The organism is Pseudomonas sp. RU47 (genome assembly GCF_004011755.1).
Classification (GTDB): domain Bacteria; phylum Pseudomonadota; class Gammaproteobacteria; order Pseudomonadales; family Pseudomonadaceae; genus Aquipseudomonas.
In genome coordinates this window covers 3,089,599-3,106,785 of record NZ_CP022411.1, presented here as the reverse complement: position 1 = coordinate 3,106,785, position 17,187 = coordinate 3,089,599, and the positions used below count along the sequence as shown (strand labels likewise).

Here is a 17,187-nt window from a genome sequence, read left to right as displayed (position 1 = left end):
TCATTCGTCAGCCCTGCCCATGAATGACAGAAATGTAACCGACTGCGCCCGCTCATCCCGTTACACTGCACAGCCGAGATACCGATGTCGCGGGCTGAATCCTGTCATGAAGAGACCCGAGCGCGCCTCACGATGCATATCCTGCTAATCGAAGATGACACCAAAACAGGTGAGTACCTCAAAAAGGGGCTCGGCGAGTCCGGTTACAACGTCGACTGGACCCAGCACGGCGCCGACGGCCTGCACATGGCCTTGCATACGACCTACGATCTGATCGTGCTGGACGTGATGTTGCCCGGGATTGACGGGTTTCAGATCATCGAGCTTTTGCGCGCCAGACAAGACGTCCCCGTGCTGTTCCTGACCGCGCGCGACCAGTTGCAGGACCGCATTCGCGGCCTGGAACTGGGCGCCGATGACTACTTGGTCAAACCTTTTTCGTTTACTGAACTGCTGTTACGCATCCGCACCATCTTGCGTCGTGGTGTCGTGCGCGAAGCCGACCATTTCCACCTCGCCGACCTCGAGCTGGATCTGGTCCGGCGCCGCGTTACACGCCAGCAGCAGGTGATCGTGCTGACCAACAAGGAGTTCGCCCTGCTGCATCTATTTCTGCGCCGGGCAGGCGATGTGCTGTCCAGGACACAGATCGCTTCGGAAGTCTGGGACATGAATTTTGACAGCGATACCAACGTGGTGGACGTAGCGGTCAAGCGCCTGCGCAGCAAGGTCGATCAGCCCTACCCTATCAAGCTGATCCATACCATTCGCGGTATCGGCTATGTCTGCGAGGTGAGGCCATGCGGTCCCGACGCCAACCCTCTCTGACCCTGCGATCGACCGTGGCGTTTTCCATGGTAGCGATGCTGGCCGTGGCCGGTGCAGGCGTTTATCTGTATCAGACGATGAAAGCCTCGGTATTGGTGTACAGCGATCATGCGGTCATGGGCCGCCTGGAACATTTTCGCAAGCTGCTGCACTACGAGCTCGCCATCGAAAAGCTGCGCGACAGCCCGCAGATTTTCAAGAACATGCTCGACAGCGAAGACGACATCTTCATCATTGAAGAGCCCGGACAGCAACCGGTAATCCAGGTAAATCCACTGAACGTCACGTTGCCTGAACTGCCCGTGATCGGCCAGGATACAAAGCTGAGCGTCAGTGACCTGCGTAGCGGCGTGACCGACTCGGGAACAATGCTGCGCGCCGCCTCCGTCGTCACGACGTCGGGGGGACGTGAAGTGCGCCTGACCGCCGCGCACCTCATGGGCAAGGAAATGGCTATGCTCGCGGCGTATCGCGAACGTATCTACCTGGCCGTTGCCCTTGCGTTTCTGGCCACCGCGTTGCTGGGTTACCTGGTACTGCGTCGAGGGCTGCGTCCGTTACGCAAGATGGCCGCGCATGCGGCAGCGATAACACCCGAGCGTCTGCACAGCCGTATGGACAGCTCCGATACGCCGGTTGAACTGCAACAGCTGAGTGACGCCTATAACGCGATGCTCGATCGTCTTGCCCGGGGTTATCAACGATTGACGCAATTTTCCGCTGACCTTGCCCATGAAATCCGCACGCCGGTGGGGTCGCTGATGGGGCATTGCCAGGTCGCCCTTCGCCAGCGCCGCAGCGAGGATGACTATCAGGCACTGATCGCTTCGAACCTTGAAGAGCTCGAACGGATCTCGCGCATCGTCGAAAGCATTCTGTTCCTTGCGCGCGCCGATGAAGCGCACGCACTGGTGGAGCGCCAGCAACTATCGCTGCATGACGAATCGCAGCGCATTGCCGACTATTTTGAAGGCTTGGCTGAAGAGCGGCGAATGACCGTACAGATAACAGGCGATGGAAACGTGCTCGCTGACCCTTTGCTGCTGCGCAGAGCCTTGAGCAACCTGGTGGCAAACGCCGTTCGCTATGCCTACGAGGGCACCGAGATTCAGATCCGGGTGATGGAAACCCCCGGCGGAGCCCGCATTGAAGTGAAGAACCAAGGGCCTGTGCTGAGTGATGAAACCGTGGGCAAACTCTTCGACCGCTTTTACCGCGGCGATGCGTCTCGCCACCAGAACTCTGACTCCTACGGCCTTGGCCTCGCCATCGTCGTGGCAATCATGCAACTGCATGAAGGTCACGTGCGTGTCGAACAGCCAAAGCCCGGGGTTATCTGTTTTTCGCTGTCATTCCCTGGAGCTTGAACGACGTCGGCGGACAGTGCTTGTCGTTCGCTGCCCCCAACTGAAACTCATGCGCGCAGGTCAACTGTCTGAGGGCTTGCCCAGGCTCTGGTGCTCGACCGGCGCATACTTTTCTTCGCCAGCAACGGGTACCCAGTCCTTCAAAGGTGTAAGAAAGTGCAGTTCAAAACGACGTGACAAGAACGCCCATCTTCCGTCCCGACGTTCAAACCTGTCGTGGTACAGCCCGCTGACTTGCACCGGGCCTTTTTCAATGTCGTGAAACAGGCAATCCGCAGCCACCGTACCCACCGCGCTGTCACCCTTAATATCGATCAGCGGGTTGGCCATCCAGTGATGCATATGTGGCATCTGGCGCCAGCTGTTTTGCGCCATCGCGAGGATTTCGTCACGGTTTCCGGCTTGGCCAAAACCCGGTAGATCCAGTGTTGATTCTTCGTGCCAGATACCGCTCAGGAGCGAGGCGTCGATGCGGTCGAAGGCATTGGCGTAGGCGTTTATCAGCGACTCGATGGCGGCGCGACTTTCCAGGGCGTCCAGTCGGGCGGTCAGTTGTTCCATGTTCATGATGGGGTTTCCTGCTGAGGCTTCGCATAAGCGACGAAGGCAGCCCTCCGCGAGGGCTGCGCTACGGTTGAGCACGTGTTCAGATCTGCGACAGGCCGCCGTCGACCATCAGCTCCACACCGTTGACATATTTCGCATCGGCAGATGCAAGGAACAGCGCCGACGAGGCGATTTCTTCAGGTTGGGCCATATACCCCAGCGGAGTGATCTGCTCGACGTGTTGGCGCAGCGCGGCAATGTCGCTCTCGCTCATCTTCAAGCCGTTATCCATCAGAGGCGTGCGGGTGAAGCCAGGGCTCAGGACATTCGCTCGAATCTTGCGACCTTTGAGTTCGTTGGCCCAAGTCCTGGCGAAGGACCGTACTGCGGCCTTGGATGCGTTGTAGAGGCTCAGTCCTTCCATCCCATTGCTGGAACAGATAGAGGCCGTCAACACGATCGACGCACCGTTTTTCAACAATGGCATCAACGTTTGAACGGTAAAAAAAACCCCCTTCACGTTAATGTCGAACATGTTGAAATAAGCCGCCTCGGTGGTCTCGCCCAGCGGGTTCTTTTCGCAAATACCCGCGTTGGCAAACACTGAGTCCAGCTGATCGTCGCGCGCCTCAATTGTAGCTTTGAGTTTATCGAGATCAGCCTGGCTGGCGACATCGGAAATGACCGCTACGACTCTGTCGCCTAGCTTCGCCACCGCCGCCTCCAGCGTGGCTGCAGAACGACCCGTGATGTAAACACGCTTGGCTCCCTCGGCAATCAAACCTTGCGCAATTGCAAACCCGATCCCTGTGGATGCCCCGGTGACGACTGCAACCTGATTAGCGAATTTGCCTGACATATCTGACTCCTCAGTCTCGATTGTGTGGCTCGACTGGAACCACAGTGCGGCCATTTTGAGAGGAGTCAGGGGCTGAGCGGCACTGCCATAAATGAACATTGGCCGTTCATTTATGTGAGGCGTAAGGGAAGGTTTGATCGTTTAGATTGGAGTCAGCTGATTCAGAGCATGACCTGCAATCGAGAATATTCTGGAACCGAAGGGTTCCAGGAAGGAGACCTTATGCCTAAGACAAAAGTCGCCCCCCCGGAACCGCGGCGTTGGTTGATGTTCACCATCTTGTTGGTCGGTGCATTTTTACCGCCGCTGGATTTTTTCATCGTCAACGTAGCGCTGCCTTCAATTCAGCAATCGCTAGGCACAGCCTCCTCCGCCGAACAGTTGATCATCTCCTCGTATGCGGCGCTTTATGCCGTGACACTGATTACCGGTGGACGGCTGGGTGACATCTATGGCCGCATGAGAATGTTCTTCGTTGGTCTGGTTGGCTTTGCCGTTGCCTCACTGATCTGCGGTGTAGCCGAGTCACCCTGGGTGTTGATCGCCGGACGTTCGCTGCAAGGCGTGACGGCAGCCATCATGGCACCTCAGGCACTCGCATCAGTGCAGGCGATATTCCCCGACTCCGAAAAGCCCTTGGCACTGAGCCTGTATGGCGCGGTCTTTGGTCTGGCTTCGGTAGTCGGCCAGGCACTTGGCGGAATATTGATATCGCTCAACCTGATGAACCTGGGCTGGCGGGCGATATTTCTGGTGAATTTACCGATTGCGTTACTGGTCATCCTTGTCGCCATTCCAGTGGTCAAGGAAACCCACGCACCACAGACAAGCAAGCTGGATCTGGGCGGAACGCTATTGTCGATGGTGACGCTTGCGGCTCTGATCATTCCTCTGATCGAGGGGCGTGAATCGGGTTGGCCTTTGTGGGCCTGGCTGTCGCTTGCAGCGGTGCCGCTGCTGGCCTGGCTGTTCTGGCGCTACGAAGCCCGCCTGCATCAAGCGCAAGGTGCTCCGTTGCTGAATCCTGCCGCACTGCGCGCGCCCGGTCTTGCCCGGGCACTGCTCGTCGCCCTCACCTTTTACGCGATCGGCGTGTTTTTCCTGCTGCTTTCCATTTATCTACAGGGAGCGCTGCACACGAGCCCACTCAATGCAGGCCTCGTCTTCCTTCCTTTCGGCGCGGGATTTTTGCTGGGACCGCTTTCCACCCCTCAGTTCAGGCGTTTTCTGGGGGCATACGTCAATCCCGTCGGAATGGGGCTTGAAGTGTTGGGATTTGTGCTCTTGGCCTGGCTCGTGGCGCACACGCCGATGTCCGCCAGCCCCGCTGCGCTGCCCCTTGCCGTCATTCTGTTTCTGATCGGTTTCGGACAAGGATTAGCCCTTCCGACATTGATGCGCATGATCACAGGACGTGTGGCACCCGCATACTCCGGCATGATTGCAGGCATTACCAGCTCCACCCTGCAAATCAGCACGTCACTGAGCGTGGCAATAATAGGCGGCATTTTCTACACCCTTCTAGGCACGGATACGGACGCGGCTGCCATCACCCACGCTTTCACCGTCTCCATACTCTGCATCGCAGCATGCCTGGCGGTAGGCGCGGGATTGAGCCTTACCCTGACGCGCCAACCTGCTACTGATCCGCAAACGGCGGCCATGCACCCAGCAGAGTGAGTCAACCGCATGCCTGATTGCCGATCATGATGGAAGCAAGATCGGCAAGAGCACGAAGGCTGTCCATCTGGCGCATGTCCTGGTGGTAGCCCATCCATATGTCGCGACCCGGTGGCGGCTCGTGCGGATCAATCAACCGCAGCGCCGTTAATTGGTCACCCAAGGCGCGGGGCAATACGGCAACGCCCTGCCCCTGCGTGCACATTTGCGCCTGGACTGTGCGGCTGCTACTGGTGAACAAGGTACGCGCCAGAGGGTAACGCTGCTGCAGCCACTGCACATCGGGATAATGAGACTGGGCAACACTCATGGTAATCAAACCAACCCCCTCGCCCTGTGGCTCGGGATCAGCAGATCCGACGGCCGTGTATAACCCATAGCTCAGGGAGATCAGCTTGCGGTGAACAATATCGGGTTCGGTGAAAGGGACGATTCGAAACGCGATATCGGCGTCGCGACGAGCCAGGTCAAACAATCGATGCCCGGCGATAACCTCAGGCACAATCAGAGGGTAACGTCGCCCCAGTTCACTGAGGACGGGGGCCAGCACATAACAGGCAAACCAGTCAGCGCAAGAAATGCGCAACACACCTTCTGGCTGGGCGCTGTCGCCCGCCAGGCGCCTTTCGATGGCCAACGCACTCTGCTCCATTTCCTGCGCTAGGCTGAGCAGCTTCTCTCCGCTGTCGGTCAGTACCAAACCTTGGGTGGTACGCAGGAAAATGGGCTGGCCACTGGACTGCTCAAGCACCTGCAAGCGCCGCCCCACGGTCGGATGGCTAACACCCAACAGCTTGGCAGCAGCGCCCAATGACCCACTGCGGGCAATCGCGAGAAAGATCCGCACATCACTCCAGTCCATACTCTACCCCGTACAAAAATGAACAGTGAGAGTGCAGTAATGGCAGTGCCGTAGCAATCCCAGGCTCGACATACTTCTCTGCATACACCTTCGTCGAAACACCAACCGAGGGACTGCAAATGAAGATTGGCTTTATCGGTGTGGGAAGCATGACCAGAGCGATCATTCCGTTGCTCATCCGGGCCGGCCATCACGTATCGGCATGGAACCGTAGTCACGCTGCGATTATGGATCTCGAAGGAGTAAGCGTTCTCGAATCCCCGTCCTCGGCCTTTCAGCAAGAGGTCGTCATCAGCCTGCTGGCCGATGATGCCGCCGTCAGGGAAGTGCTGCTGTCCAGCGCTGCTCTGGAAAATGCAGACAAGGCCTGCGTGCATGTCGTGATGTCGACTTTGTCGCCTTCACTCATGGTCGAGTTGCAGGGCATGCATGATGCAATCGGCATGGCATTGGTCGCGGCACCGGTTTTCGGCGTGCCCGCCGTGGCCGCGAGCGGCGAGTTGAACATCCTGGCGGCCGGATCGCAGCTAGCTGTCTCGACGGTTCAACCGCTGTTTGACCTGCTCGGGAAAAAAACCTGGTATCTGGGCGATCAGCCTGAACACGCGTGTATCGCGAAAATCGCCGGCAACATGATGATCACTCAAGCCATCCAGTCGCTGGGCGAAGCAAGCGGACTCGTTCAACGCCACGGACTGACCCCTTCGATTTTCGTCAACCTCATGACCCAGACCCTGTTCGCCTGCCCCAGTTATCAACGGTATGGGCAGAACATCGCCAACAACAGCTTTGAACCGGGTTTCAAACTGTCTCTTGGCCTCAAGGATATAAATCTGGCTATTGATGCGGGCCGTCTCAAGGACCTGGAACTGCCTGCTGCGGATGCAGTGCGATCGAAAATGACGTCGGCAGTTGCCCGGGGAGACGGGCACAAGGACTGGTCGGTCTTCGCTACGCAGACACTTACCCAATCAGCCGATCATGCCCAGCAACCCTGGCGAAGCGCACCGATAAAACGTACGCGGCGTGGCAACTTCTGGGTGACCGGCGCCCGTGTTACCCAGAACGGTAAAAATTTCCAGAAGGGTCCGATGTACGTAGCCTGGGAATCCCCTGAGCACATCACTCAAGCCTATCCCGTGGTGCTGGTGCACGGCGGCACGCTGCAGGGCACCGAATGGCTGGATACACCCGATGGTCGCCCGGGATGGGCGCAGCGGTTCCTCGAAGCGGGCTTCGTAGTCTTTCGCGTCGACAGACCCGGCCACGGGCGATCGCCGTATCACCCCGACATCATGGGACCGATGGGGCCAGCGTTCTCCTATGAACGCGCCCGCGAAGTTTACTTTCCAGAGGGAGGTGGAGAAACGCAGTGGCCGTTTGAGTCGGATGACGAAGCAGCGTTTGACGCCTTCATTGCAGCTTACGGCCCCATGCCGGCTGACCTTGCGGCCTCGCAGACCCTGGACGCGGACCGACTGGCCGAACTGCTCGACAGAATCGGTAAGGCCATCATCGTTACGCATTCCGCTTCCGGGCCCAGTGGCTGGTTGGTCGCCGATCGTCGACCCGACCTGATCGCAGGGATTGTGGCAGTGGAGCCTATGGGGCCGGTATTTGGCCATACGCCGGGTATAGGCAGCCTCGAATGGGGACTGACCGCCGCCCCTTTGACCTTTGATCCGCCTCGCGAGACGGCGGAGCAAGTCCGCACAGCAGAACCATCAACCCTGAAAATTCCCGGATTGCAGGGCGTTCCGGTAGCGCTGATGACAGGTGAGACATCAGCGTTTGCTTCTTACGCATCCAGCATTGTCCCTTTCCTGCGAAATGCCGGTGCCAACATTCACCACCTGGATCTACCGGCACTGGGTATTCACGGCAACGGCCACGGATTGATCTATGAACGCAATTCAGACTCGGCTTTCAAGGTAGTCATGCAGTGGCTGGAGGAATCGTTGAACATGCCCGATCCCGCGTAAAGCGCCTGCTCAGGTTCTCCGTCCAATCATGGAAGGACCAAGGAAGGGTACAGACAAGCCCCTTAGAACAACTGCCACGAGGTTATCCATGGACAATTCCGACATCACGCGTCAACTCTCGGCATTCAGACAAACCATCGACAATATCGACGCCGCGCTCATCCACATGCTTGCTGAACGGTTCCGCTGTACTGATGAGGTCGGCTTGCTTAAAGCCCGACATCAATTGCCAGCGGTGGACAAGAAGAGAGAGCAGCATCAATACGAACGTCTGACAGCCCTCGCCCAGGAGGCCAACCTCGATACGGCCTTCGTCCAGAAGCTGATGCAGTTTGTCATCGGTGAAGTGGTCGACCGCCACAGACAATTTGCGGCCAGGCATAACCCAGGACTCTGCGAGGGCGCTGTCCTCAAACCTGAAAACACCGCCGTCTAACCCGCCGCCTCCCCTCACTAGACGCCCGGGAATTGCTGATAGATCGCAGACAACTCGATAGAGAAGCGACTGAATAAGCCCCTTTCTCCGACCGATTCCTGAAAGGCAATTAGACTATCAAGACGAGCAGAACCGCATGAAATGGCCAATGATCGATCAGATTCGCAGTTTCACTGTTTTACCCTCTGGCTACACATGGGATTACCTGAAACGCGAGGAGATCGATGTAGCGATAATTTTTTTCCAGACGTGGTTTCCCTCCATTACGGTGGGGTTAGGGAGCCCTTTTCTGAACCAGCAATTTTATGAAGACAACGTGGTGCTCGAAGACGATCTGGAGCGGGCGATGTTCGCTATAGTGGTCCGCCGAAATCATGAAATCGTCGCGATAGCAACGTGGGAAAAAATTGACGGCGCTGATGTAATCTTCGGGCGAGTGGGCGCGGTAGCCAAACATCATAGACAAACCAAACTGGCCGTAGCTGCCCAAGACCTCGGAGAAAAAATGGGAAGGTTCATGGGAGCGGGCTTGATCTATGGTATGGCGACAACCAGCGCTCCGTATATGCAACAAGCACTGGAGCATGCGGGTTACAAAGCCGTAGGAATAATGCCTGGCTTCGACCAAGAGGAAACAGAGCCAGGAATCGTTCGCAGGGTTTACGAAGTCATCTACGCAAAACGACTCGCCCCCAACTCAAATTTTCTGATTCCTTCAGTACACAACCTCACACCGACCGTCGCTCGGCTTTATGCAGAAATATTTCACGAAACAATCAGGGCTGAATGAGAGGCAAGCATAAAACCAGTGTGTTTCGGATCAAATAAAGATCCTCGCTCACGCTGATTGCGTTGCTCGGGAGCGCCGCTTTAGCTTGCGTGCACCGAATACCAGGTACTGCCATACTGGAGTCAGTCGCAGGTCACCATTCAAGATCACTCGCACACTCAATGCGATTGGGGGCAAAAGGGGGGGCAAATAACAGCATTATCGACCTGAAAACGCCTTCCTAGAGCCTAGTCAAAATGTTTTTTGGGGATCCGGATAGTCTCTAGAGCTAGGACTCTCCGCTATTCGATAGACCGGCCTGAGGTTTCAACGGAACAGTGGAAGCAATAAAACTGCGTATGTCGGCCGAATGAAAACGGTGAACGCTCACCGTTTTCATTCGGGTCGGGATACTAATATTTGAAACGACCCACCAGGCCTTTCAGCTGACCGGAAATGTCTATCAATCGACCCGAGCCTGCCTGTGACGACTGAGCAAAGCCTTCGACCAGTTGGGCATCGGCATGGATCTGCGCGATGTGGCGATTGATCTCTTCGGCCACCTGGTGCTGCTCCTCAGCGGCTGTGGCGATCTGGGTATTCTGGTCGCGGATCGAGTCCACCGAGCCAAGGATCTTGTCGAAGCTGTCACGCGCCTGCTGAATGCGTTCCACACTGGCGTGGGACACTTGCAGGCTGCCTTGCATCTGCTGCGTGACCTCTTGGGTGCGGCGGGCGAGATTGCCCAGCAAGCTGTCGATCTCGCCGGTGGAGTCGGCTGTCCTGCGAGCCAGGGCGCGGACTTCGTCGGCGACTACGGCGAAACCTCGGCCTTGGTCACCTGCGCGCGCCGCTTCAATCGCCGCATTAAGCGCTAGCAAGTTGGTCTGCTCGGCAATCGAGCGGATGGTATCGAGAATGGTGTTGATGTTCTGGCTGTCCTGCTCCAGCAACTGCATGGTCTGGGTCGACTTTTGCAGGTCTTCGCTGAGCTTGAGCACGCTGCCGGTGGCTTCGCCGATGTGCTGCTGGCCGTCATGTACGTCGCGGTAGCCTTCGTCGGCACTCGACGCGGCAGCACTGCACGAACGTGCAACTTCGTTGGCAGTAGCGACCATTTCGTTGAACGCGGTGCTCACCAACTCCACGGCCTCACGCTGGCGACCTGCAGCCTGGTTCATGTTGTTGGCCACTTCGCTAGTCTCGGCGGCCGCGGTCTGCAGGTCAGATGAGGCGCTGCCTATGCGTTGCACCAATTGTGCAATCATGCTCAGGAACTGGTTGAACCAGCCCGCCAGGCTGGCGGTTTCGTCCTTGCCCTGCACCTGGAGTTGGCGCGTCAGGTCGCCTTCTCCTTCGGCGATTTCTTGCAGGCCGTCGGCCACGCCGCGAATCGGACGCACGATGACGCTGGCAAAGCTGGCGCCTACTATCGCGAACACCAACGCCAATGCCGCTGCAATGGCGGCGATCAACCAGGTCAGCCGGCTGACGTCGGCCATCACTTCATCACGCTTGATCAGGCCGATAAAGCGCCAGCCCAGGTCTTTGGAACTGACCACGTTGGCCATGTAGGCCACGCCATCAATCTGGATTTGGGTCACGCCGTCGCCTCCCTTGGCTAGTTCGGCGTAGTTGGGACCCAGGTCGGCCAGAGGTTTGAAGTTGTGCTTCGCGTCGCTGGCGTCTACCAGCACGTTACCGTTGTCTTCCACCAGCATCAGGTAGCCGCTATCGCCCAGCTTGATGTTGCGCACCAGTTCAGTGAGCTGTTTAAGCGATACATCAAGGCCAACCACTCCCAGGATATTCCCGGCGGCGTCGGCGACAGTACGCACGGTGCCGATCAGCGTCACATCGTCCGGCGCCCAATAGTAGGCACCCGTGCGCACAGTGGCGCCTGGCGTGGCGATGGCCGCCTTATACCAGGGACGGACGCGCGGATCGTAGTTGTTCAGCTTGGTGTCGTCCGGCCAACTGGCGTATCCGCCGTCGCTCAGACCCAGGGACAGGTAAGCAGTACTCGGATGACTTTTGGCGAACTGCTCAAATATCGCCAGCAGCTCTTTGTTGGCCTGAGTAAGTGGAATTTGCGCGGCTTCGGCACCCGCGTAGCTCTTGAGTTCTTTGGCCGCGACAACGCGCGGGTCCTTGGCTATATAGTCGACGTTTTGGCTTATGCCGTCGAAAAACTGCTTCATGCCATTGTCGATCTGGCGGATCTCACGACCGCTGCTGTCGAGAAAATTGGCCTGAGCCCCCTCTCGCAAATTCAGCACTACCAAAACGGCGACCAAGATGACCGGGACGCACGCGATAGCTGCGAACGCCCAGGTCAGCTTCTGCTTGATATTCATGACTTCACCTGCGGATATTTATAGTTTTGGCAAGGGGAAACGCTAGCAGTGAACGTCGCATGTGTTGTTATGAGGAGATAGAGCCCATGCGTACTCTGAGTTATCGACCGCGACGGTGCGCACTTTAGAACGGCGAACATCGGCAAACTCAGCGCAATCTATCTGCGATTAAAGAAAGGCTTCCCTGCCTTGGAAAATCTTCCAAAACGTCGCATCGATTTTCCTGGCCGCCGCTTCACTGACCCAACCCTGCCAGATTTCGGGATCCGGCTTCTGCGCCAGTTGGACCCGATCCAACTGGCCCATTAGCGGCGTGGGAGTTCAGTAACGGAACAGGATCGGTTCGCCCCACTTGCAGCTCGATAACACGGCTGCGTCCCTGGTTACGGACGGATCGAGGCGGTTTGGCAAGCCGGATCAAAGGTGCAGCACGGACTTGGCCTGGTGAACGCCATGGGCAGAAGGGACGCGGACACGCAGGGCAATCAGCAACGCCGCCAGCAGCATCAGCACGGCTGCCGCTACGAATACGCCTGCGCTGCCACCGAGGCTGAACATTGCACCGCCAGCGGCGGCGCCCGTGGCGATGGCTGACTGCACAGAGGCCACTACCATGCCTCCGGCGCTTTCCGCCTGATCAGGTACCGCGCTGGCGACCCAGTTCGACCACGCCACCGGCACACCACCAAAGGCCATGCCCCAGACTGCCAGCAGTACCGCTTGCCCCAGTACCGAGGCCGGCAACAGCACCAACGCCAGTGCTGCAACGCCGACCAGCGCGGGCATCAGCACCAGAGTGGCCAGCGGGTGGTGCTCCAGCAGCCTGCCGGCCAATAGCGTGCCGACGAAGTTCGCCACACCGAACCCCAGCAGCATCAGTGACAACCCTTGCGCGCCGATGCCGGTAGTCCCTTCAAGGAATGGCCGAACATACGTAAACATCGCGAAATGGCCGCTGTGCACCAGCACACAACCGAACATCCCCATGGCGATGCCTGGGCGCCGCAACACCTCGAGCACAGTGCGCAGGCGTGCCGGCCGGCGCGGCGCAAGACGCGGCAGAGTGAACGCCTGGAAAGCCAAGGTCACCATGCCTACCGCCGCCGCGGCGAAGAACGCGCTGCGCCAGCCATACAGCCCACCCAGATAGCTGCCCAGCGGCACTGCCACTACCGTGCCGATGGCGATGCCGCTGAAAATGATCGACAGCGCCCGGGGCAACAAGGCACTCGGCACCAAGCGCATCGCTACCGCCGCCGCCATGCTCCAGAACCCGCCAAGGGCAATGCCCAGCAAGATGCGCATCACTAACAGCACCGCGAAGCTGGAGGAAACGGCGACCAACAGATTGGAGGCGACCATCAACGTCGAAAAACCCAACAACACCCAGCGTCGGTCGATGCCGCGGGTCAGGCCTGGCACCAACAAGCCAGCGAACAACGCCACCACGGCGGTTACCGTTACCGCCTGGCCAGCCAGCGCTTCAGACACTCCCAGGTCGGTAGCCATCAGCGTCAACAAACTGGCCGGAAGGTACTCAGCGGTCAGTAACCCGAACACACCCATTGCCAACGAAAATACGGCCATCCACGCGGGGGTTGCAGGCTCTACGTCCGCGCCGACGCCGCAATGGCGGTCGGCTACGGTGTTACATACACAGTCAGTCATTGCACGGATCTCCCGATATTCATGGCGAGCCCGGAGTCTAGGCGCCGAAACTTGGATGATCTATGATCCATAATCTCTACTTTTTGACCAAAACACCTGAACTATGCCTGCAGATCAGTTTGCTCTTTCCTCGGACCTCATCAACGAACTGTTGCGCGGCATGCGTCTGCGTGGCGTTGAATACCGGCGCATCCAGGCGGGCCCTGCCTTTGGTTTGGGCTTCGCGGAAAAAACTGGGCACGCCTGGTTCCACTTCATGGCCGTCGGCAATGCGGTGTTGCGGATGGAGGACGGAACTACGTACGCGCTGTCTGCCGGCAACGCCGTGTTTATTTCCCATGGCGCGGCCCATCAACTGTTTTCCCATCCGGACGCGCCTGTTCAAGACATCGACCGTCTAGACGGCGCGCCCTTGGGTGACACCGTCAGCGCGGTGGATACCGGAACCGATGCCGGCGCCACTCCGAGCACTATTCTGTTCAGTGGTTGTATGGAGTTTGAGCTGGGCAGTATCCATGGCCTTGGCCGGCTGATGCCGGGACTGATGCTGATTGATGCCGGCGGCCAGCGTTACCCCGGGCTGGTGCCGATCCTGACCACCATGGAACGCGAGGTAAGCGCCGCACGCGTCGGCTTCGCTGGCATCCTCGCGCGTTTGGCCGACGTGGTGGCGGCCATGGTCGTTCGCGGCTGGGTCGAGTGCGCCTGCGGCAATGCTTCTGGCCTGGTCGCCGCCTTGCGCGATCCCCGCTTGGCCGGTGCACTGCTTGCGCTCCATCAACAACCGGGCCGCGACTGGACTGTTGCGCAGTTGGCAGAGCACTGCAATTCCTCACGCTCGGCCTTCGCGGACCGCTTCCAGGCGACGATTGGCATGGCCCCGCTGCGCTATGTCACCGAACTGCGAATGCGGCTTGCAAGCCAGTGGCTGACCCTCGAAAGGCTACCGATTGAAGAGGTAGCGCAGCGTTTGGGCTATACATCCCAGGCCGCTTTCAGTCGTGCATTCAAGCGCATCACGGGCAAGACACCGGGTTTGAGTCGCAAGGTTAGGCAAGCCGAACGCAGGTAGTGGATGATCCGTGCCACTGACTCATTTGCCCCCCGTTACATCGAGGAATGTACCGGTAACGAAGGATGCCTCCGCGCTCGCCAACCATAGAATCGCGCGAGCTACTTCCTCAGGCTGTCCGCCCCGCCCCATCGGGATCGAATCCTTGACACGATCCACCCGCCCCGGCTCACCGCCACTGGCATGCATGTCGGTATAGATATGTCCGGGGCGAATACAGTTGACGCGTATACCTTCCCGAGCCACCTCTTTTGCAAAGCCAATGGTGAACGTTTCCAAGGCTCCCTTTGACGCCGCATAGTCGACATATTCATTGGGGCTACCAAGGCGCGCCGAGGCCGAAGACACATTGATCACCACGCCGCCCGGGCCGTTGTGGCGGTAAGACATACGCTTCACCGCCTGTTGGGCACAGAGAACTGGCCCAATGGCATTGACCGCAAAGATGCGCTGCATCCGCTCGAAGCCGAGGTCCTCCAGGCGTGACTGAGGCGCCAGCATCCCGGCGTTATTGACCAGGACGTCGATGCGTCCGAACGTGCGGTCGATGGCCGCGAACAAATCGGCCACCTGTTGGGGGTCCGCACTGTCGGCCCGCATCGTCAACGCCCGGCGCCCCAATGCTTCTACATCCGCAGCCACGGCCAGCGCCGCGGACTCGTTGGCAACGTAGCTGATCGCCACGTCATAACCTCTTGCGGCGGCCAGCCGCGCGGTGGCTGCCCCCACTCCACGACTTCCACCCGTGATTAGAATCAGCGGTGCCTGCGAGACGTTGACCATGAAACATGACTCCTGAGCCGTTGGGCTGTATCAGCCAATGATGAGGGTGCCGCTGGCGATCACTACGCATGCCAGTATTCGGCGCGCGGTGAGCGTCTCGCCGAGAAACACATAGCCGATCAACGCCGCAAACAGCACGCTGGTTTCGCGCAATGCCGATACCGCGCCCAAGGGCGCTTCGGTCATGGCGTAGATGACCATTGCATAGGCGAGCAAAGAGACCAGCCCGCCGACCAATGCGGTCACTGTTCCGGGCCGGACGCAGAACAAGCTGCGGGTATCGCGTAGGCCGATGTAGACCACCGGCATCAGCACGCCCCACAGCGCACACATCCACACGGTGTAGGCAAGCGGCGCGCCGGAGAGCCTGGCGCCGATGCCGTCGACCACGCTGTAGGCCGCGATAAAGCCGCCCGTTCCCAGCGCATAAGGCAGGCTGGGAACCGACAGACTGCGCCCTCTGAAAGCCAGCGACATAATCCCGCCTGACACCAGCGCAATACCGAGTAACACGTCAGGCGTGATGCTTTCTCCAGCAAATACGGCGGCCCCCAAGGTAATCAGCACCGGCGACGATCCACGTGAGATCGGATAGGTCTGCCCCAGGTCGCCGACCCGGTAACTGCGCACCAGAAACAGGTTGTAGCCGACATGCAGCAAGCCCGAAAGCACCGCGTAGTCCCAGCTCTCAATTGCGGGGGGATCCATGAACACTGCGGCGACGCCACTGGTGATGGCAATGGCAATGCACATCACCGTCATCGACCACAACCGATCGGCGCCGCTACGCAGCAGCGCATTCCAGCTGGCATGCAGGAGCGCGGCGAAAAGCACGAGGAAGATGATATGAATAGGCATGCGCCACTTTAGGCAATGCGGCAACGGGACTAAAGCGAAGCCTCCTCATCGCAGCATGAACGTATACTCATGACTCACCCATCCGGTCGTTGGACTTCAGCGCCTCACTGACCAACCATTGGCAAAAGCTGGCGATATGCGGTTGCGCTTCGATGCCCTTGGGGCAGACGAAGTAGTACGCCAGCGGTGATGGGAATGGCACATCAAACAACCGCACCAAACGGCCATCGCTGATTTCGTTCTCGACATGCCCGCTGCGCACCAATGCAACGCCATGGCCGAGCAAGGCTGCCTCGACCGTCATGTTGGTGTCGCCAAATCTGACGCTCTCCTTGAGCGGCAAATAGGCCAGCCCGACGGCTTGAAACCATACCTCCCATTTTGGCACCAGTTCGGCACCATCCCGCGTCAGCAGCGGGAAATGCAACAACTCTGCGGGGCTCTGTGGTGTCCCATCGCGCCGCAGCAGTTCGGGGCTGGCCACAGGAAATACCTGCTCCCCAAAAAGGAACTCCGAATGCAGACCGGGGTAATTGCCCTTGCCTAGCCTGATCGCAACATCAGCCTGGCCGTGAGAGAAGTGGATTATTTCGTCCGTGGTGTCCAGCGAGACCAGCAGCTCGGGGTGCTGACGAGAGAGACGCGGCAAGCGTGGCAGCAGCCATTTGAGAGCGAAAGAATAAGTGGTGCTGACGCTGAGTCGAACTCTGTCTTTTTGCTCGCGCAAATCCCCCAAAGTCGCCTCCAGGCTGATGAAAAATTCGCGCACGATGGGCGCCAGCGCAGCCCCCGCTGCTGTGAGGCGTAACGCCTTGCCACGTTCAAACAACTGCACCCCCCAAAGGGCTTCAAGATGCTTGAGCTGGTGACTGACCGCGCTTTGAGTCACATGTAGCTCTTGTGCGGCCGACGTAAAGGTCAAATGCCGGGTGGCAGCTTCAAATGCGCGCAAGGTCGCGGTGGGCGGCAGGTCTCTCATTAGGGCAGCATCCAGCGAGTTATCAGAAAAGTGCTTACATGAACGCCAGCTCATGATAGAGCAAAACTCACTCGCTGATCCTCCAGCATCTGAACGACTTCGTGCTACGCGACCCTATCAACCGTGAAACAGCTGGATGGA

Annotated in this window: 14 protein-coding genes and 2 pseudogenes; 7 read left to right on the top strand and 9 right to left on the bottom strand. The window is 58.6% G+C overall.

Annotated features, from left to right (window positions below):
- Positions 1-132 precede the first annotated feature (132 nt).
- Together CCX46_RS14080 and CCX46_RS14075 are read left to right on the top strand one after the other, a co-directional pair.
- A complete protein-coding gene (locus CCX46_RS14080; RefSeq protein ID WP_056859943.1) occupies positions 133-828 on the top strand; it encodes a heavy metal response regulator transcription factor in 696 nt (231 codons plus the stop codon).
- On the top strand, positions 801-2,195 hold the full coding sequence (locus tag CCX46_RS14075; RefSeq protein ID WP_056859942.1) for a heavy metal sensor histidine kinase: 1,395 nt from the start codon (positions 801-803) through the stop codon (positions 2,193-2,195). Before CCX46_RS14080 ends, CCX46_RS14075 begins: the two co-directional genes overlap by 28 nt.
- A 60-nt stretch (positions 2,196-2,255) precedes the next feature.
- Here CCX46_RS14075 and CCX46_RS14070 read toward each other — a convergent pair whose 3' ends face one another.
- Together CCX46_RS14070 and CCX46_RS14065 are read right to left on the bottom strand one after the other, a co-directional pair.
- A complete protein-coding gene (locus tag CCX46_RS14070; protein ID WP_078828237.1) occupies positions 2,256-2,762 on the bottom strand; it encodes a nuclear transport factor 2 family protein in 507 nt (168 codons plus the stop codon).
- Positions 2,763-2,841: 79 nt separating this feature from the next.
- Positions 2,842-3,600: an SDR family oxidoreductase gene (locus tag CCX46_RS14065; RefSeq protein ID WP_056860326.1), complete on the bottom strand. Its 759-nt coding sequence runs from the start codon at positions 3,598-3,600 to the stop codon at positions 2,842-2,844.
- A 222-nt stretch (positions 3,601-3,822) separates the two neighbouring features.
- Here CCX46_RS14065 and CCX46_RS14060 point away from each other — a divergent pair, with 222 nt between their 5' ends.
- A complete protein-coding gene (locus tag CCX46_RS14060) occupies positions 3,823-5,280 on the top strand; it encodes an MFS transporter (protein WP_056859941.1) in 1,458 nt (485 codons plus the stop codon).
- A gap of 1 nt (position 5,281) precedes the next feature.
- Here CCX46_RS14060 and CCX46_RS14055 read toward each other — a convergent pair whose 3' ends face one another.
- On the bottom strand, positions 5,282-6,142 hold the full coding sequence (locus CCX46_RS14055) for a LysR family transcriptional regulator (RefSeq protein ID WP_056859940.1): 861 nt from the start codon (positions 6,140-6,142) through the stop codon (positions 5,282-5,284).
- 119 nt (positions 6,143-6,261) lie between these two features.
- Between CCX46_RS14055 and CCX46_RS30860 the strand changes: the two genes are divergently transcribed.
- From CCX46_RS30860 to CCX46_RS14035, 3 genes are all read left to right on the top strand, one after another.
- On the top strand, positions 6,262-8,124 hold the full coding sequence (locus CCX46_RS30860; protein ID WP_223271419.1) for an NAD(P)-binding domain-containing protein: 1,863 nt from the start codon (positions 6,262-6,264) through the stop codon (positions 8,122-8,124).
- Between the two features lie 88 nt (positions 8,125-8,212).
- The gene (locus tag CCX46_RS14040) at positions 8,213-8,560 is read left to right on the top strand and encodes a chorismate mutase (RefSeq protein ID WP_058426038.1); all 348 of its coding nucleotides are present in this window, start codon (positions 8,213-8,215) and stop codon (positions 8,558-8,560) included.
- Positions 8,561-8,696: 136 nt separating this feature from the next.
- Positions 8,697-9,350 (top strand): hypothetical protein, encoded by a 654-nt coding sequence (locus CCX46_RS14035; RefSeq protein WP_127927330.1) that lies wholly within the window; start codon positions 8,697-8,699, stop codon positions 9,348-9,350.
- 392 nt (positions 9,351-9,742) lie between these two features.
- Here CCX46_RS14035 and CCX46_RS31145 read toward each other — a convergent pair.
- The 3 genes and pseudogenes from CCX46_RS31145 to CCX46_RS14020 all read right to left on the bottom strand — a co-directional run.
- Positions 9,743-10,279 (bottom strand): annotated as a pseudogene (locus CCX46_RS31145) (methyl-accepting chemotaxis protein); the annotation flags it as partial.
- A gap of 327 nt (positions 10,280-10,606) precedes the next feature.
- Positions 10,607-11,686: pseudogene (locus CCX46_RS31140) on the bottom strand (HAMP domain-containing protein); the annotation flags it as partial.
- A 417-nt stretch (positions 11,687-12,103) separates the two neighbouring features.
- A complete protein-coding gene (locus CCX46_RS14020) occupies positions 12,104-13,354 on the bottom strand; it encodes an MFS transporter (RefSeq protein ID WP_127927324.1) in 1,251 nt (416 codons plus the stop codon).
- Between the two features lie 103 nt (positions 13,355-13,457).
- Between CCX46_RS14020 and CCX46_RS14015 the strand changes: the two genes are divergently transcribed.
- Positions 13,458-14,426, top strand: coding sequence for an AraC family transcriptional regulator (locus CCX46_RS14015; RefSeq protein WP_127927322.1), 969 nt, complete (start codon positions 13,458-13,460; stop codon positions 14,424-14,426).
- A gap of 21 nt (positions 14,427-14,447) precedes the next feature.
- Here CCX46_RS14015 and CCX46_RS14010 read toward each other — a convergent pair whose 3' ends face one another.
- The 3 genes from CCX46_RS14010 to gcvA form a co-directional block, all read right to left on the bottom strand.
- On the bottom strand, positions 14,448-15,209 hold the full coding sequence (locus CCX46_RS14010; protein WP_127927320.1) for an SDR family oxidoreductase: 762 nt from the start codon (positions 15,207-15,209) through the stop codon (positions 14,448-14,450).
- A 30-nt stretch (positions 15,210-15,239) separates the two neighbouring features.
- Positions 15,240-16,067 carry a DMT family transporter gene (locus tag CCX46_RS14005; protein ID WP_127927318.1) on the bottom strand — a complete coding sequence of 276 codons (828 nt, stop codon included), beginning with the start codon at positions 16,065-16,067 and terminating at the stop codon, positions 15,240-15,242.
- A 67-nt stretch (positions 16,068-16,134) separates the two neighbouring features.
- The gene (gene gcvA, locus CCX46_RS14000) at positions 16,135-17,046 is read right to left on the bottom strand and encodes a transcriptional regulator GcvA (RefSeq protein WP_127927316.1); all 912 of its coding nucleotides are present in this window, start codon (positions 17,044-17,046) and stop codon (positions 16,135-16,137) included.
- Between the last annotated feature and the right edge of the window lie 141 nt (positions 17,047-17,187).

Coding starts and splice junctions, on each gene's coding strand:
- CCX46_RS14010 (WP_127927320.1), bottom strand. CDS start 15,209: ATGGTCAACGTCTCGCAGGCACCGCTGATTCTAATCACGGGTGGAAGT.
- CCX46_RS14035 (WP_127927330.1), top strand. CDS start 8,697: ATGAAATGGCCAATGATCGATCAGATTCGCAGTTTCACTGTTTTACCC.
- CCX46_RS14080 (WP_056859943.1), top strand. CDS start 133: ATGCATATCCTGCTAATCGAAGATGACACCAAAACAGGTGAGTACCTC.
- CCX46_RS14055 (WP_056859940.1), bottom strand. CDS start 6,142: ATGGACTGGAGTGATGTGCGGATCTTTCTCGCGATTGCCCGCAGTGGG.
- CCX46_RS14040 (WP_058426038.1), top strand. CDS start 8,213: ATGGACAATTCCGACATCACGCGTCAACTCTCGGCATTCAGACAAACC.
- CCX46_RS14060 (WP_056859941.1), top strand. CDS start 3,823: ATGCCTAAGACAAAAGTCGCCCCCCCGGAACCGCGGCGTTGGTTGATG.
- CCX46_RS30860 (WP_223271419.1), top strand. CDS start 6,262: ATGAAGATTGGCTTTATCGGTGTGGGAAGCATGACCAGAGCGATCATT.
- CCX46_RS14005 (WP_127927318.1), bottom strand. CDS start 16,067: ATGCCTATTCATATCATCTTCCTCGTGCTTTTCGCCGCGCTCCTGCAT.
- CCX46_RS14065 (WP_056860326.1), bottom strand. CDS start 3,600: ATGTCAGGCAAATTCGCTAATCAGGTTGCAGTCGTCACCGGGGCATCC.
- gcvA (WP_127927316.1), bottom strand. CDS start 17,046: ATGAGAGACCTGCCGCCCACCGCGACCTTGCGCGCATTTGAAGCTGCC.
- CCX46_RS14020 (WP_127927324.1), bottom strand. CDS start 13,354: ATGACTGACTGTGTATGTAACACCGTAGCCGACCGCCATTGCGGCGTC.
- CCX46_RS14015 (WP_127927322.1), top strand. CDS start 13,458: ATGCCTGCAGATCAGTTTGCTCTTTCCTCGGACCTCATCAACGAACTG.
- CCX46_RS14070 (WP_078828237.1), bottom strand. CDS start 2,762: ATGAACATGGAACAACTGACCGCCCGACTGGACGCCCTGGAAAGTCGC.
- CCX46_RS14075 (WP_056859942.1), top strand. CDS start 801: ATGCGGTCCCGACGCCAACCCTCTCTGACCCTGCGATCGACCGTGGCG.